Annotated in this window: 14 protein-coding genes; 8 read left to right on the top strand and 6 right to left on the bottom strand. The window is 70.2% G+C overall.

Annotated features, from left to right (window positions below):
* Positions 1-2 precede the first annotated feature (2 nt).
* From OG453_RS15880 to OG453_RS15870, 3 genes are all read right to left on the bottom strand, one after another.
* On the bottom strand, positions 3-755 hold the full coding sequence (locus OG453_RS15880; protein WP_266868395.1) for a CPBP family intramembrane glutamic endopeptidase: 753 nt from the start codon (positions 753-755) through the stop codon (positions 3-5).
* A 139-nt stretch (positions 756-894) separates the two neighbouring features.
* A complete protein-coding gene (locus OG453_RS15875; RefSeq protein ID WP_266868393.1) occupies positions 895-1,698 on the bottom strand; it encodes an HAD family acid phosphatase in 804 nt (267 codons plus the stop codon).
* A 169-nt stretch (positions 1,699-1,867) separates the two neighbouring features.
* Positions 1,868-2,458 carry a TIGR03086 family metal-binding protein gene (locus OG453_RS15870; protein WP_266868391.1) on the bottom strand — a complete coding sequence of 197 codons (591 nt, stop codon included), beginning with the start codon at positions 2,456-2,458 and terminating at the stop codon, positions 1,868-1,870.
* Positions 2,459-2,591: 133 nt separating this feature from the next.
* On the opposite strand from OG453_RS15870, the gene OG453_RS15865 reads away from it, so the two are divergent.
* Positions 2,592-3,803 carry an MFS transporter gene (locus OG453_RS15865; RefSeq protein ID WP_266868389.1) on the top strand — a complete coding sequence of 404 codons (1,212 nt, stop codon included), beginning with the start codon at positions 2,592-2,594 and terminating at the stop codon, positions 3,801-3,803.
* Here OG453_RS15865 and OG453_RS15860 read toward each other — a convergent pair.
* The 3 genes from OG453_RS15860 to OG453_RS15850 all read right to left on the bottom strand — a co-directional run bounded on the left by OG453_RS15860 (position 3,778) and on the right by OG453_RS15850 (position 7,319).
* A complete protein-coding gene (locus OG453_RS15860; RefSeq protein WP_266868387.1) occupies positions 3,778-5,121 on the bottom strand; it encodes a S28 family serine protease in 1,344 nt (447 codons plus the stop codon). The two genes, OG453_RS15865 and OG453_RS15860, sit on opposite strands and share 26 nt — an antisense overlap.
* Positions 5,122-5,199: 78 nt before the next feature.
* Positions 5,200-6,366, bottom strand: coding sequence for a hypothetical protein (locus OG453_RS15855; protein WP_266868385.1), 1,167 nt, complete (start codon positions 6,364-6,366; stop codon positions 5,200-5,202).
* Complete coding sequence (locus OG453_RS15850) at positions 6,363-7,319, bottom strand: 5-dehydro-4-deoxyglucarate dehydratase (RefSeq protein WP_266868383.1); 957 nt, start codon at positions 7,317-7,319, stop codon at positions 6,363-6,365. The genes OG453_RS15855 and OG453_RS15850 overlap by 4 nt, the downstream gene beginning before the upstream one ends.
* 251 nt (positions 7,320-7,570) lie before the next feature.
* On the opposite strand from OG453_RS15850, the gene OG453_RS15845 reads away from it, so the two are divergent.
* From OG453_RS15845 to OG453_RS15815, 7 genes are all read left to right on the top strand, one after another.
* Complete coding sequence (locus OG453_RS15845; protein WP_266868381.1) at positions 7,571-8,380, top strand: NAD(P)-dependent oxidoreductase; 810 nt, start codon at positions 7,571-7,573, stop codon at positions 8,378-8,380.
* 495 nt (positions 8,381-8,875) lie between these two features.
* The gene (locus tag OG453_RS15840; protein WP_266868379.1) at positions 8,876-9,646 is read left to right on the top strand and encodes a DeoR/GlpR family DNA-binding transcription regulator; all 771 of its coding nucleotides are present in this window, start codon (positions 8,876-8,878) and stop codon (positions 9,644-9,646) included.
* Between the two features lie 128 nt (positions 9,647-9,774).
* A complete protein-coding gene (locus OG453_RS15835; protein ID WP_266868378.1) occupies positions 9,775-11,142 on the top strand; it encodes a sugar ABC transporter substrate-binding protein in 1,368 nt (455 codons plus the stop codon).
* The gene (locus OG453_RS15830) at positions 11,139-12,089 is read left to right on the top strand and encodes a sugar ABC transporter permease (protein ID WP_323178634.1); all 951 of its coding nucleotides are present in this window, start codon (positions 11,139-11,141) and stop codon (positions 12,087-12,089) included. Before OG453_RS15835 ends, OG453_RS15830 begins: the two co-directional genes overlap by 4 nt.
* Before the next feature lie 8 nt (positions 12,090-12,097).
* On the top strand, positions 12,098-12,970 hold the full coding sequence (locus OG453_RS15825; protein WP_266869886.1) for a carbohydrate ABC transporter permease: 873 nt from the start codon (positions 12,098-12,100) through the stop codon (positions 12,968-12,970).
* On the top strand, positions 12,967-13,956 hold the full coding sequence (locus OG453_RS15820) for a zinc-dependent alcohol dehydrogenase family protein (RefSeq protein ID WP_266868376.1): 990 nt from the start codon (positions 12,967-12,969) through the stop codon (positions 13,954-13,956). The genes OG453_RS15825 and OG453_RS15820 overlap by 4 nt, the downstream gene beginning before the upstream one ends.
* A gap of 151 nt (positions 13,957-14,107) precedes the next feature.
* Positions 14,108-15,331, top strand: a complete 1,224-nt coding sequence (locus OG453_RS15815) for a TerD family protein (protein ID WP_266869885.1) — start codon at positions 14,108-14,110, stop codon at positions 15,329-15,331.
* The last annotated feature ends 29 nt before the right edge of the window (positions 15,332-15,360 follow it).

Here is a 15,360-nt window from a genome sequence, read left to right as displayed (position 1 = left end):
GCTCAACTTCCCTTCGAGGCCGGCTCGTACGCGGGCACGGAACCGATCGGCTCCGGTTCGGGGAGGGTCAAGTCCCGTACGGAGAGGGCGATATGGACGGCGACGGGCAGCAGCAGGCTGCCGCTCGCCACATAGAGCCCGGCGAACAGCGCCCCGACGAAGCCGAAGGCGAGGACGCCGCTGCGGCCCTGGTAGAAGCCTGCGACGGCGTACACGAGCACCGAAAGAGCCGCCGCCACATAGAGGTTGAGGCCGAGCACGCCGACGCCGAAGGCGATCAGGAGCCCGCGGTAGACGAGTTCGGCGCAGAGGCCGTCGGTGACGGCGACGGCGATCGCGAGGCGGCGCTCCTGTGGCGTGCGCGGCAGCATCGCCTGGATGGAGGCGAGCCCCGGCACATTCCTGCCGCCCGCGGCGAGGGCGCGCATCTTGCGCCCGGACGTCACGGAGACCACTGCCATCACGACGATGACGACGGCCGCGGTCACCGGCGAATCGGGCGCCGCGATGCCGAGGTCGGCGGCGGCCATGCCCGGCGAGAGCAGCAGCACCGCCACGGCGAGGGCGGCAAGGACCCACCAGAAGGCGAGCACAAAGGTGAAGTAGCGGACGAGAGCGCGTGGTTCGGTGTCGCGGCGGCGCGCGAGCGAGCCGTAGACGCGACGGCCGAGCCAGGGCTCGCCGAGCAGCAGATAGGCGCCGAGCACGGCGGTGACGGCCGTGGACGCGGCCGAGAAGTCCGGCGAGACGGTCATGGGATCCCCCTTCCCGAAGGGGCCGCGCGGCGCGTGCCGCACGGCCCCATGAGCATGTGAGCTACCTAGACCGTAAAGCGACCTAGTCAGGAATGCAAGCTAGCTCGCGATGCCGAGCCTCCCCCGGCATCTCCGGTGCCTACTCGACGAAATACGTCGGGTTCGGCAGCTTGTACGTCTTGTCCGCGTACCCGCCCGCGAGGTCGGAGAGCTGGTCGCCGAAGCTGCCGACGATGTTGTAGCCCTTCGACTCGATGTGCTTGCGAGTGCCTTCCTTGAACTGCACGGTGCTGCACTCCCACTTGGCGGGCGTGGCGCAGTCGCTCAGATAGGCGGGCGGGTTGATCTTGTCCTTGGTGAACACGTGCTGCTTGTCCAGCTGCGTCTCGTACCCGGCCTTGGCGAGGTTGGTGACGGCGCCCTCGCGCTGCGCCTCGCTCAGGCCGGTCAGGAAGAAGACCTCGACGCCCTTGCCCTTGGCGTACGTGACGAGTTCGGGCATGCCGAAGACCGCCGGGCGCTTGGCCGCCTTGACGTAGGCGTCCCAAGTGGCGCTGTTGTAGGTGAAGTTGGTGGTCTTCTCGTAGTCGAAGCTGAGCAGCGATGTGTCGTCCACGTCGAGGACGATCGCGGGCTTCTTGCCGTGGCCCGCACCCTTCGCGCCGTGTGCCGCGGCCTTCCTGATGTCCTTCTTCGCCTTCGCCTGGATGCGCGCCAGGTCCTTGGCGTAGGGGCTGTCGGGCGATGAGCGCCAGACGCCGTCGGCGTCCTGGTACGCGCCGTAGTAGTCGTCGATCTCGCCGACGAGCAGGCCGATGTTCTGCGGCTCGGCGGTGTGCCGCGCCGAGGCGTTGTCGGCGGTGGCGGCGCCGGTGCCGTACAGCGCGGCGCCGGCGACGGCACATGCGGTGGCGATACCCGCCACCCGTAGGGACTTGCGCATAGAGCGGTCTCTCCGGATCAGTGTCTGCGTATGTGTACGTAGGGGCAACAAGGTGAGCAGGTCAAAGCCTGTCTACGCGCCTTGTCTACGCGCATCACGCGGGCCCCCGCGAGACCCCGGGGAGACCCTTTACTCGATCGATACCTGATCCGTGAGCAACCGCCTGCCGCTACATGCCCGGCGTCCAGCCCGGATCGCGGCCGCTGAGGCCGATCACTCGGTCGAGGAGCGGGGCATCGTCCGGCACCGCGACGACATTCCCGAACAGGCCGCCCCTGGAGGACTCGTCGCCCTCCTGGGGCGTCAACACCGCCTGGGCCGCCCCGAGGCTCGCCTCGTCAGGGGCGTACGCCTGGCCCGTCGCGCGCGCCAGGTCCCAGCCGTGCACGACGAGTTCATCCAGGGCGACGATGCCCGCGACGGCTCCGGGCAGGTCGATGCCGCCCGCGCGGGTCATGCCCTCCCACGCGGCCGGATCCCGCCATGCCTCCACCAACTCGTCGAGCAGCTTGGGCAGTTCGGCACGCCACCCGGGACCGAGCTCCGGCACGTGGTCCCCCGGGTCCTGGTCGAGCACCGGGCTCATGTCCTTGCGCCCGGCGTCACGGAACGCGCCGGTGAGACCGACCAGGTGCCCCAGCAGATGGCGCACCTCGTACTCCGGACAGGGCGTGGGCCCCGAGAGCTGCTCATCGGTGACGCGCTCCGCGACCCCCGCCACGAGCCGGGCCTGCGGCGCGAAGTCGATCATCTCCGTCATGGGTGCCTCCAAGTCGTTTCCGTCCTTCCTTGGTAGACCCCGGCCGCCCCCGGAACTCATCGCGACGCGCCGCCCGGATCTAGCGACTTCGCCCTATGCGGGACCGGGGGCCTTAGCGCCACGCTCACCAGCCATGACGTCGACGACAACAGGGCGGGTCCTGGCCAACCGCGACGCACGGCTCTGTCTCGGCGCCGTGCTGGTCTCCGGGTTCGGGAGCTCCGCGATGTGGCTGGTCTCCGGGATCTGGGTGAAGGAGCTGACCGGGTCCGACGGCCTCGCCGCGCTCTGCGCGTTCGCCCTGTGGGCGCCCACCCTGATCGGCCCGCTCCTCGGCACCCTCGCCGACCGCACCCGCCGGGGGCCACTCCTTGTCCGCACGAACCTGGCCCTGGCCGCCCTGCTCACCGCCCTCCTGCTCGTCGATACGGCCGGCACCCTGTGGATCCTCTTCGCGGCGCTCCTCCTGTACGGGGCGTGCGGCGCCGTCACCGACGCGGCGGAGGCGGCCCTGCTGCCCCAGGCCGTCGGCAAGGACCTGACCGGCGACTTCAACGGCCTGCGGATGGCCGCGAACGAGGGCATGAAGCTCGTCGCGCCGCTCGCGGGCGCCGGTGTCTACGCCGTGTACGGCGGCGCCGGCGTGGCACTCCTCGACGCCGCCACCTTCGTCCTCGCGGCAGGGATGTTCGCACTGCTGCGGGTGCACGAGAGCGCTCCGACGCCCGTTCGCAGCGACTGGCGGGCGCGGACCGCCGAGGGCACCCGGCACCTGTGGGGGAACGCCCGGCTGCGGGCTCTCGTGGTGGCCGCCGGACTGACCATGCTCACCTCGGGGATCAGCGGCGCGATGCTCTACGCGGTCGTGGCGGGCCTCGGCCGCTCCCCCGCGTACGCAGGTGTCCTGTACGTCGTGCAGGGCGCCGGATCCGTCGCGCTCGGCATCGCGTCGGGGCCGCTGATGCGACGCGTCGGCATTCGGCGGTTCGCCGGTACCGGCATCGTCCTCACCGCCCTGGCCGCGGCCCTGCACGCACTGCCGTACAACGCCGCCGCCCTCGCGGGCAGCCTCGCCAACGGCATCGGCCTGCCCTGCGTACTGATCGCGGGCATGACGGCGGTCCAGCGCGAGACGCCGGTGGCCCTCCTGGGACGCGCGGCGGCGACCGCCAACACAATGATGTTCACGCCGACCGCGCTGGGCATCGCGCTGGGCGCGGCTCTGGTCGAGACGGTCGACTACGGCCTGCTGCTCCCGGTCCTGGCGGGAGCGCGGCTGCTGATCGCCGCGCCCCTGCTCAAGTCCCCTTCGGAAGCGGCTACTTCACAGCGGCCCAGCGCTTGATGGTGGCGGTGACCTCGGCCTGCTCGGCGGCGGGCAGCTTGGCGATCGAGGCGCCGTGGTTGGAGCCGGGCACCTCGTAGCGGTAGGAGTCGCGGTGGCTCGGCGTAAACTTCTCCGCGCTCCACGGGTCGTTCTCGCCGTAGATGAACATCATCCGCTTGCCGCGGGTCTTCACCCAGCGGTCGACGTCGGCGATGGTCCTGTTGTTGTACGAGCCGCGCATGCCCTCGGGCAGGACCGAGTTGGGCTGGTAGATGTCCGGGTAGTGGCGGACGCCCTTGAGGTGCTTGAACTTCAGGTCGGCCCAGCCGAGTTGGGTGGCGGCCTGCCGGTAGTAGGGGCCCGTGCCGTTCGTGCCGAGGGTCTCGTCCTGGTAGACGCTGAAGCCGTGCTTCTTGGACCAGTCGTACAGCTCGTCGTCGGTGGCCTTCTTGGCGTCGGGCACGGTCGGGCAGTTGTCGATGGTGCCGCTCTGCCAGAAGTTCCACACCTGGTCGAGCACGGCGAACTCGTAGGCGCGGTCCGTGGTGCCGAGGGTCTCCTCGAAGGTGTCGCCGTTGGCCTTGGCGTCCGCCTCGAACTTGGGGATCAGGGCGTCACGGCGTACGAGCATCTCGCGCTGCACCGCGTCGAGCGCGGTACGGCACTCGGCCGTCCCCACCGTCTTGAAGAAGTGCTCGTAGCCGCTGTCGTCCTTGTTGTTGGCGTCGTTCGGCGCCACGAACGCGACGACGGCGTCCAGGTCGTCGGGGTAGAAGCGCTCGTGGTACGTCGCCGTCATACCGCCCTTGCTGGCGCCCGTGCCCAGCCACTTGCCCTTCTCGATGCCGCGCAGCGCCTGCGTGAGGCGGTGCTCGTCGGCCGCCTCCTGCTGCACGGTGAGCTTGGACCAGTCGGAGCCGGCCGCGCCCGACGGCCGGGACTGCTCGAAGTAGCGGTGCTCGACGCTGACTTGGTTGGCGTCGATCAGCTTGGTGAGGGCGGTGGTGTTGGAGGCGAGGGTGTAGCCGCCGGTGTAGAGGACGGTCGGCTTGTCCGTGGACTTGTGCCAGAGGGTGGCGCGCTGGGTGAACGTGCCGGCGTCGGGGTTGTCGTGGTCGACGGGCTGGGCGTAGGTGAGCGTGTAGAGGGGGTAGCCCTCGCGGTCCGCCACGGAGACGACCTTCATGCCCGGGATCTTCTCCAACCGCTCCCGGATGTCGGGTGCGGCGGCCTGTCTCCCGCCCGTCTGCGCGGCGGCGGGCACGGCCCCGCCGAGCACCGCCGCGCCTGCCATGAACCCGGCACAGAACAGCGCCGATATCCCCTTGTTGCGCACCTTGTCTCCTCGTATTTCTCGTACTGGAGCGAATGGTTGCGCGGATGGTAACCGTCTTCACTTCACGGGCGACAGGGGCTATTTGAGGCTCGAAAGGGCGTTGCGAACCCGCGCGAGATCCGCGTCCGACGCCAACCCGGCGTGGTAGAGCCGCAGTTCGTCGGCGCCCAGCTCGGCCGCGTGCTCGGCGTCGGCGGCGAGGGTGGCGGGGCTGCCGCCCATGCCGGAGACGACGGTGAGGTTCGCGGCGAGCGTGGTGCGGTCGGTGCGGTGCGGTGTGAAGGCCGTCAGGGCGTCCGCGCCGCCCGTGCAGGGCACGACCACGCCGTCCGCCACGGAGAGGATGTGCTCGGGGTCGACTCCGGCGTTCGCGCCGCAGTGGTATGTCACCGGGTCGGCGTGCAGCAGCACTTGGAAACCGTCCGGCGCGGCCGCGCGCACCGCCGCGATCGCCGCCTCCTGGAGGGTGCGCGCGGTCTCGTCGCGCCACGCGCGCGTGGCGGCCGCCTTGTCGGCGCCGATGAGCTTCTCCACGGCCGCCCAGCCGCCGGCGGGTTCCTCGCCGCGCCATACGGGCTCCAGGGCGCGGCGGACCGCGGGGGCCAACTCGTCGGGGTCCAGGCCCTGTCCGGCGTACCCCTGACGGCAGTCCGCGCAGAAGCAGAGCGACATCAGGTACTGCCCTGCCTCGCCGAGCGGCACCCCCGCGGTCTTGTCGTGGGCGTGCAGATGCGCGAGGCCGTACCAGCCGAGGGACTCCAGTTCGGTGCCGAGCGCGCCGGGGCGTACGGCGGCTTCCGCGGCGAGGTCGATCAGGTACGCGCGCGTGGCGGGCTGTGCGATGCAGGGCGCCCAGGGGTAGCGGTCTCCGTAGGCGTTGACGACGGAGGTGTGCGGATGGTCGGCGCCCATGCGGGAGTTGTGGGCGAGGACGACCCAGGTGTGCACGTCGAGCCCGGCGGACGCCAGCGCCTCGGCGGCCTCTCCGTAGGCGTCGCCCCGGGCCCAGTTTCCCGGCGCGTACGGACGCAGTTCGCGCCCCTGCCAGCGGGTGTCCGGCTCGTACAGCACGGCCGCGTGCTCGGCGGTGACGATGCGGTGGCGGGGGTGGCGCGGGGTCAGTGCGCGGGTGGAGTGGTAGGCGGCGGCGAGGGTGACCTGCTGGACGCCGATGGCGGCGATGCGGGCGGGCGCCTCGGGGTCGCCGACGACGTCCCAGGGGTAGAGGAAGGCGGAGGTCCTCACGCGTCCGCCCCCGCCCGCAGCAACGCCCTGCCTCGCTCGGTCAGTTCGGCGAGACGCTTGATGTGCTCATCCGCGGGGTCGTGCAGCGGCGTCCGCACCCCGCCGACGTCGAGTCCGGCCAGGCGTACGCCCGCCTTGACGAGGGAGACCGCATAGCCACGGCCTTCGCCGCGCAGCTCCACGAAGGGCCGGTAGAAGCCGTCGACGAGCCGGTTCACGGTGGCGTCGCCCTCGGCGTCCCCGGCGTTGAAGGCCTTGTGGAAGGCGAGCGCGATGTCGGGCGCGAAGCAGAAGACGGCCGAGGAGTAGAGCGTCACGCCGATGCCGCGATAGGCGAGTCCGGTCAGCTCGGCGGTGGGCAGACCGTTGAAGTACAGGAAGTCCTCGGGCACTTCACTGCGTACGGCGCTGACGATGCGCTGCATCAGGTCCATGTCGCCGAGGCCGTCCTTGAAGCCGATGATGCCCTCGGTACGGGCGAGTTCGACGACGGTCTCGGGGGTGAACACGGCATTGTCGCGCTGGTAGACGATCACGTCGAGGGAGGTGGCGGCGGCCAGTTCGGCGTAGTGCCGCAGCAGGCCGTCCTGTCCGGCGACGACCAGGTAGGGCGGCATCGCGAGCAGCCCGTCGGCGCCGGCGCCCTCGGCGAGCTTCGCGTACCGCACGGCGAGGGCGGTGCCGTACCCGGCTCCCGCGACCACCGGCACCCGGCCCGCCGACTCCTCGACGGCGGCGGCGACGCACGCCTCGTACTCCTCGGGGGTCAGGGCGTGGAACTCGCCGGTGCCGCAGCAGGCGAAGACGGCCGCCGCGCCCGCCTCGATCCCCGCGCGCACATGCGTGCGGAAGACGTCGAGGTTCACGGGGCCGTCAGGGCCGTAGGCGGTGACCGGGAAGAACAGTGGCCCGCTGGGGATGCGGAGTCGAGCGGCGAGGGGTGCTGACGTCACGGGCTCTCCCTTAGCGTGCACGTTTCTGATCCACGTCCATATTTCTGAACGCGTCCACGCTAAGGCGCGCCCTAACCCCTGGTCAAGCGCGCAGGCGTGCAACAGAACCGCAATTCAGGAGCGGATTCACCGCCTCCGTACGACACTTGACGCGGCGGTGATCCGATCCCTAGCGTGTCCACACATGTGAATGTCGTACGCGCACGCGAATATGAAGGCGAATGCGACAGCTGATCCGAGGAGACTCCCTCATGCCCGCTCCCCGCACCGTCCTGCTCACCGGCGCAGCCGGCGGCCTCGGCACCCTGATGCGGGGCCTGCTGCCCGCCTACGGATATGAGCTGCGGCTGCTCGACATGCGGCCGATCGAGGGCGAGCCAACGGCGGTCACGGCGGACCTCTCGGACCGGGCGGCGCTGCGCGAGGCGGTGCGGGGCGTCGACGCGATCGTCCATCTGGCGGGCATCTCCCTCGAATCCACCTTCGACAAGATCCTGAAGGCCAACATCGAGGGGACGTACAACCTCTACGAGGCGGCCCGCGAGGAGGGCGTGCGCCGCATCGTCTTCGCTTCCTCGAACCACGCGGTGGGCTTCACGCCGCGGCCGACCGGGGACGACCCGCTGATCCCGGTCGACACACCGCGCCGCCCCGACACCTTCTACGGCCTGTCCAAGTCCTTCGGCGAGGATCTCGCCCAGCTCTACTGGGACAAACACGGGATCGAGACGGTCTCCGTGCGCATCGGCTCCTGCTTCATGGAGCCGACGAGCGTGCGGATGCTGTCAGTGTGGATGTCGCCGGGGGACGGCGCACGGCTCTTCCACGCGGCGCTGAGCGCTCCCGCTGTGGGGCATGCGGTGGTGTACGGGTCCTCCGCGAACACCCGGCTGTGGTGGGACCTCTCCTCGGCGCGGGCGCTGGGGTATGAGCCGCAGGACGACTCTGAGCAGTACGCGGAGAAGCTGGTCGCCGAGCACGGGGAACTGGACGCTGCGAACCCGGACCACGCGTACCTGGGCGGCCACTTCTGCACGAACCCTCCGGTGTGGCCGCACTGACCAACCCGCCCGCCCGCCCGATTGCCCCGCAGCGGCCCCAGCCTGTCGACGCGCCGTCGTCGGCCGCGCCGCCGTACCGCCGCTCCGCGGCGAAAGCTTTCCCACCCACCCACCCGATACCCGGCAGTGGCCCACCCGCCCTGCCGGTGGTTCTCAAGACTGGCCGCAGGTAATTCAGCCCGTCCGGCGTTTGAGGACGAACTCGGCGGAGCCGGTGATCGACGGTCACCCCGCGGCCGGCGCAGCCGGAAGGGATTCGGGTAGGGGCGGGTTTGGGGAAAGAGAAGGCCCTGAACCTGCATCCGGGCACCAAACGGGCACCCCCACCCCACCGAACGGGCATCCCTACCGCCCGGACCGCAGGCCACCGCTCCGCCAAACGGGCAGACACGGGCACCATCGCCCCGGCTCCGAGCCTGTTCACACGCCGCCGCCCGCTGTAGAACTTCCCCACAGGGCCCGAACGGGCATCCGGCGAGGAAGGAGGCGGCGGTCATGACCGCGGAAGAACGTCAGCGGAAGATCGTCCGAGCGGCGCGGAACTCCGGTTCCGTGGACGTCACCGCACTCGCCGCCGAACTGGGCGTCGCCAAGGAGACCGTGCGCCGCGACCTCCGCGCCCTGGAGGACCACGGCCTGGTCCGCCGCACCCACGGCGGCGCCTACCCCGTGGAAAGCGCCGGTTTCGAGACGACGCTCGCCTTCCGCACCACCATGCACGTCCCGGAGAAGCGAAGGATCGCCACCGCCGCAGCCGACCTCCTGGGCGACGCCGAGACCGTCTTCGTCGACGAGGGCTTCACCCCGCAGCTGATCGCCGAGGCACTGCCCGAGGCCACCAAGGGCCGCGCTCTGACGGTCGTCACCGCGTCCCTCGCGACCGCCGGCGCCCTCGCCGAGGCCGAGAACATGTCCGTGCTGCTCCTCGGCGGCCGGGTCCGTCCGGGCACACTCGCGACCGTCGACCACTGGACCACCCGGATGCTCGCCGGGTTCGTGATCGACCTGGCGTACATCGGGGCCAACGGCATCTCCCGCGAGCACGGCCTGACGACGCCCGACCCGGCCGTCAGCGAAGTGAAAGCCCAGGCGATCCGGGCGTCGCGGCGCACCGTGTTCGCGGGCGTGCACACCAAGTTCGGGGCGACGAGCTTCTGCCGGTTCGCGCACGTCGGCGACCTGGAGGCCATCGTCACCAGCAGCCAGCTGCCCGCGTCCGAGGCACACCGCTACTCCCTCCAGGGGCCGCAGGTCATCCGGGTCTGACGACACCCGCCGCATCCCCCCTCCCCCGCCCCCGCCGCATCGGGCTTCCGCACGCCCCGGAAGCACCCCACCGCATCCCAACCACACCCCGAAGCACCCCATAAGTCCCCAAAAGTCCAGGAGCATTCATGCGAACCCAGAGCCGACGGAGGCCGCGCGTACTCGCCGCTGCCGCCGCAGGGACGCTGCTTGCCCCGCTGCTCTCCGGCTGCTGGGCCGGGGCGGGCGGGACCGGTTCAGGCGGCGACTCCATCAACGTACTGATGGTGAACAACCCGCAGATGGTCGAGCTGCAGAAGCTCACCGCCGCCCACTTCACCAAGGAGACGGGCATCAAGGTGAACTTCACGGTCCTGCCCGAGAACGACGTCCGCGACAAGATCAGCCAGGACTTCGCCAACCAGGCCGGGCAGTACGACGTCGCGACGCTCAGCAACTATGAGATACCGATCTACGCCCGCAACGGCTGGCTGCATGAAGTCGGTTCGTATACGCGCAAGGACAAGGCGTACGACCAGAAGGACATCCTGCCGCCCATGCGCCAGTCGCTCACCGGCGACGACGGGAAGCTCTACGGACAGCCCTTCTACGGAGAGTCGTCCTTCCTGATGTACCGGAAGGACGTGTTCAAGAAGGCAGGGCTCACCATGCCGAAGCACCCCACCTGGCAGCAGGTGGCGAAGCTCGCCGCCGACGTGGACGGTGCCGAGTCCGGCATGAAGGGCATCTGCCTGCGCGGGCTTCCCGGCTGGGGCGAGCTGATGGCGCCCCTGACGACCGTGGTGAACACCTTCGGAGGGACGTGGTTCGACAAGGGGTGGAAGGCCCGTCTCGACTCACCCGAGTTTGAGAAGGCAACTCGCTTCTACGTAGACCTCGTTCGCGAGCACGGCGAGTCCGGAGCCGCCCAGTCCGGCTATGCCGAGTGCCTGAACAACCTCACTCAGGGCAAGACCGCCATGTGGTACGACGCCACCGCCGCCGCCGGCTCCCTGGAGTCCGCCAAGTCCCCCGTCAAGGGCAAGATCGGCTACGTACCGGCGCCCGTGGAGAAGACCAAGAGCTCCGGGTGGCTCTACACCTGGGCCTGGGGCCTGCAGAAGGCCTCGCGCAACCCGGACAAGGCCTGGAAGTTCGTCTCCTGGGCGTCGAGCAAGGAGTACGAGCAGCTGGTCGGCGAGAAGATCGGCTGGTCCAACGTCCCCGCCGGCAAGCGCGCCTCGACGTACACCAACCCGGAGTACCGCAAGGAAGCCGCCGCCTTCCAGGACGTCACCCGCGCCGCCATCGAAGGCGCAAGGCCCCGCGACCCGGGTGTACAGCCCCGGCCCGCGCCCGGCATCCAGTTCGTCGGCATCCCCGAGTTCACCGACCTCGGCACGAAGGTCTCCCAGGAGATCAGCGCGGCCATCGCCGGGCGGCAGTCCGTCGACTCGGCCCTGAGGAAGTCACAGAAGCTCGCCGAGAAGATCGCCGAGGAGTACGAGGGACGATGACCGCCACCGCGAGCACCACCGCCGTCGGGCACGCGCGCGTGCCCACCGCCAAGTCACCGACACCGGGACGGCTGCGCGCCTGGGCCACCAGGGCCCCGCTCCTTCCCGCCCTGATCTTCATGGTCGTGGTGACCCAGCTGCCGTTCGTGGCCACGCTGGTGATCTCCTTCTTCGACTGGAACGCCCTCTACCCCGACGCCCGCAGCTTCACCGGACTCGCCAACTACTCCGAGGTCCTCACCGATCCGGACCTGCGCAAGTCCGTCCTGACGACCATCGTGCTCACGGCCACCGTGGTGATCGCGAGCCTCGTCATCGGCCTCGCGCTCGCACTCCTCCTCGACCGGAAGTTCCGGGGCCGCGGCCTGGTGCGTACGTTGCTCATCGCACCGTTCCTGCTCGTGCCGGTGGCCGCCGCGCTGCTGTGGAAGCACGTGCTCTACAACCCCGAGTACGGGCTCTTCAACGGGCTCCTGCACTGGGTGGGAGGTGACGGCGCCGCGCAGCCCGACTGGGTGTCCAACACCCCGCTGATCGCCATCGAGGCCTCCCTGATCTGGCAGTGGACGCCCTTCATGATGCTGATCCTGCTCGCCGGGCTGCAGAGCCGCGACACCGAACTCATCGAGGCCGCCCGCATGGACGGCGCGAGCAACTGGCAGGTGTTCCGCTACCTGACGCTGCCGCATCTGCGCCGCTACCTCGAACTGGGCGCCCTGCTCGGCTCGGTGTACATCGTGCAGAACTTCGACGCCGTCTTCACGATCACCTCGGGCGGCCTGGGCACCGCCAACCTGCCCTACACCGTCTACCAGAGCTTCTACCAGGCCCACGAGAACGGCCTGGCGTCCGCCGCCGGTGTCCTCGTCGTCATCGGTTCCATCATCATCGCGACCTTCGCGCTGCGGGTCGTCTCGTCCCTGTTCCGTGAGGAGGCGTCCCGCTGATGAGCAGCATGAACACCGCCGTGACGCGGGTCCGTACCGTCCGTACCGTCCGTACCGTCCGTACGAAGGGAGCGTCGGGGCTCGGCCTCGTCGCCTGGCTGGCCGGCATCCTGTTCTTCCTGCCGATCGCCTGGATGACCCTGACCTCCTTCCACTCGGAGGAGGACGCCGCGACCAACCCGCCGTCGATCGCCGCCTCGCTCACCCTGGACGGCTACCGCGACTTCTTCGGCACGGGCGGCGGCGCGAGCCCCTGGCCCGCGCTGATCAACTCGACCGTGGCATCGGTCGCCTCGACCCTGCTTGTGCTGCTCCTCGCACTCCCTGCCGCGTACGCGCTCTCCATCAGGCCGGTGAAGAAGTGGACGGACGTCCTGTTCTTCTTCCTCTCGACGAAGATGCTGCCGGTCGTGGCGGGCCTCCTGCCGATCTATCTCTTCGCCAAGAACGCCGAGATGCTCGACAACATCTGGCTGCTCGTCATCCTCTATACGTCGATGAACCTGCCGATCGCGGTCTGGATGATGCAGTCCTTCCTCGCCGAGGTCCCGGTCGCGATCATCGAGGCCGCGCAGATCGACGGGGCACGACTGCCGACCATCCTCGCGCGCGTGGTGGCGCCCATCGCGCTGCCCGGGATCGCCGCGACGGCCCTGATCTGCTTCATCTTCAGCTGGAACGAACTGCTCTTCGCACGGGTGCTCACCGGGGTCGTCGCCCAGACCGCGCCCGTTTTCCTGACCGGCTTCATCACCAGCCAGGGCTTGTTCCTGGCGAAGGTGTGCGCCGCGTCGCTCGTGATCTCCCTGCCGGTGCTCGCCGCGGGGTTCGCCGCCCAGGACAAGCTGGTCCAGGGCCTGTCGTTGGGAGCCGTGAAATGAAGGCCGCCGTCATCGAGTCCATCGGCAAGGCCGTGGTCGCCGAGGTCCCGGACCCGACACCCGGGCCGCGCCAGGTCGTCGTGGAAGTCGCCGCGTGCGGTCTGTGCGGGACCGATCTGCACATCCTCCAGGGCGAGTTCGCGCCCACGCTGCCCGTGGTGCCGGGGCACGAGTTCGCCGGGGAGGTGGTGGGGCTCGGCAGCGAGGTCACGGAACTCGCCGTCGGCGACCGGGTCGCCGTCGACCCGTCCCTCTACTGCTACGAGTGCCGCTACTGCCGCACCGGCCACAACAACCTCTGCGAGCGCTGGGCCGCGATCGGCGTCACCACGGCGGGCGGCGCCGCCCAGTACGCCGTCGCGCCCGTCGCCAACTGCGTACGCCTCCCGGAGCACGTCCGCACCCAGGACGCCGCGCTCATCGAGCCGCTGTCCTGCGCGGTGCGCGGCTATGACGTGCTGCGCGCCCAGCTGGGCGCGCATGTGCTGATCTACGGCTCGGGGACCATGGGCCTGATGATGCTGGAGCTCGCCAAGCGGACGGGCGCGGCGAGCGTGGAGGTCGTGGACCTCAACCCGGACCGCCTCGCCACGGCGCGGCAGCTGGGCGTCTCGGGCTCCGCCGCGAACGCGGACGAGCTGGAGCGGCCGCAGGGCTGGGACATCGTCGTCGACGCGACGGGGAACGCGGGGGCGATCCAGGACGGGCTCGGGCGGGTCGCCAAGGCCGGGACGTTCCTGCAGTTCGGGGTGGCGGACTACGCGACGCGCGTGAGCATCGACCCGTACCGGATCTACAACCAGGAGATCACCATCACCGGGTCGATGGCGGTGCTGCACAGCTATGAGCGGGCGGCGGAGCTGTTCGCCGGGGGCGTCCTCGACCCGGACGTCTTCATCAGCGACCGGCTGCCGCTGGCGGCGTACCCCGAGGCTCTGGAGCGGTTCGCCTCCGGCGTGGGCCGGAAGATCGTGGTGGTGCCGTAGCCCGCGGCGCTCGTACCGGACATCACCGGCTTCGCCGAGTTCGTCCTCAAACGCCGGACGGGCTGGACCTCCAGCCCGTCGGGCGAGAGAAAAGTTCTGCGGGTAAGGGAACGGCAAAGCCGGGATGTTCGTTACCCCGTGCATGACCGCTATGACACCCGGCTCGAACATTCCCCTCACCGCCACGCGCGTAGCGGTGGACGTCGCCGCACCGGTGCGGCTCGACGTGTCGGGCCTGCTGCTCACCGCCGACGGCAAAGTGCGCTCCGACGACGACTTCATCTTCTTCAACCAGCCCGCGGGCCCCGGCGTGACCTATCAGTCGGGCGGCGGCACGACGCCCGACAAGATCACCGTCGACACGACGGCCGTGCCCCCCGGCATCGAGAAGATCGTCGTCACCGCGAGCCCGGACGCCGCGGGCCAGACCTTCCAGGGCATCGAACCCACCGCCACCATCCGCAACGCCGACGACGGCTCCGTACTCGCCACGTTCACTCCCCCGCAGCTCGGCGGCGAGACCGCCCTGGTGGTCATCGAGGTCTACCTGCGCAACGGCGCGTGGAAGGCCCGTGCCGTCGGCCAGGGGTACTCGAACGGCCTCGCGGGCATCGCGACGGACTTCGGGGTTTCGGTGGAGGAGCCCGCGCCCGCCCCGGCCGCCGCTCCGGCCCCCGCCCCGATGGCCCCGCCGGTCGGCGCCCCCGTGCAGGGCCCGCCCCCGCCGGTCGCCGACCCCCGTGTCGCCGCCCCGGCTGCGCCCGCAGCGGCGCCCGCAGCCCCCGCGCCCGGCGCCGGGAAGATCAACCTGGACAAGGGCCGCGTCAGCCTGCAGAAGAACCAGACGGTGTCCCTGGTCAAGGGCGGCCAGCCGCTGCTCTCGCAGGTCAAGATGGGCCTCGGCTGGGAGCCCGCGTTCCGCGGCAAGGACATCGACCTGGACGCCTCGGTCATCGCCTACGGCCCGCAGCGCAACCACGTGGACAGCTGCTACTTCGGCAAGCTGTCGATCGTGAACGGCGCGATCAAGCACTCCGGCGACAACCTCACGGGCGAGGGCGGCGGTGACGACGAGGTGATCGTCGTCGACCTCGGCCGGCTGCCGCAGGACGTGACGGGCCTCGTCTTCACGGTGAACTCGTTCTCCGGCCAGAAGTTCACGCAGGTCGCCAAGGCCTACTGCCGCCTCCTGGACGCGGCGACGGGCGAGGAGCTGGTCCGCTTCGACCTCACCAACGCCGAGGCGCAGACGGGCGTGATGATGGCCAAGCTGATCAAGCAGTTCACCGGCGAGTGGGAAATGACCGCCATGGGCGACTTCGTGAAGTCACGCACCGTGCGCGGCATGGTGAAGCCGGCGGCGCAGGCGCTGTAGCCGCCGCGGGAAATGCGCAGGGGCGGCTG

Origin of the sequence: Streptomyces sp. NBC_01381 (assembly GCF_026340305.1) — a bacterium.
Classification (GTDB): Bacteria; Actinomycetota; Actinomycetes; order Streptomycetales; family Streptomycetaceae; genus Streptomyces.
Note: the sequence above shows the minus strand (reverse complement) of the source record. Positions and strands in the feature narration are given on the sequence as shown.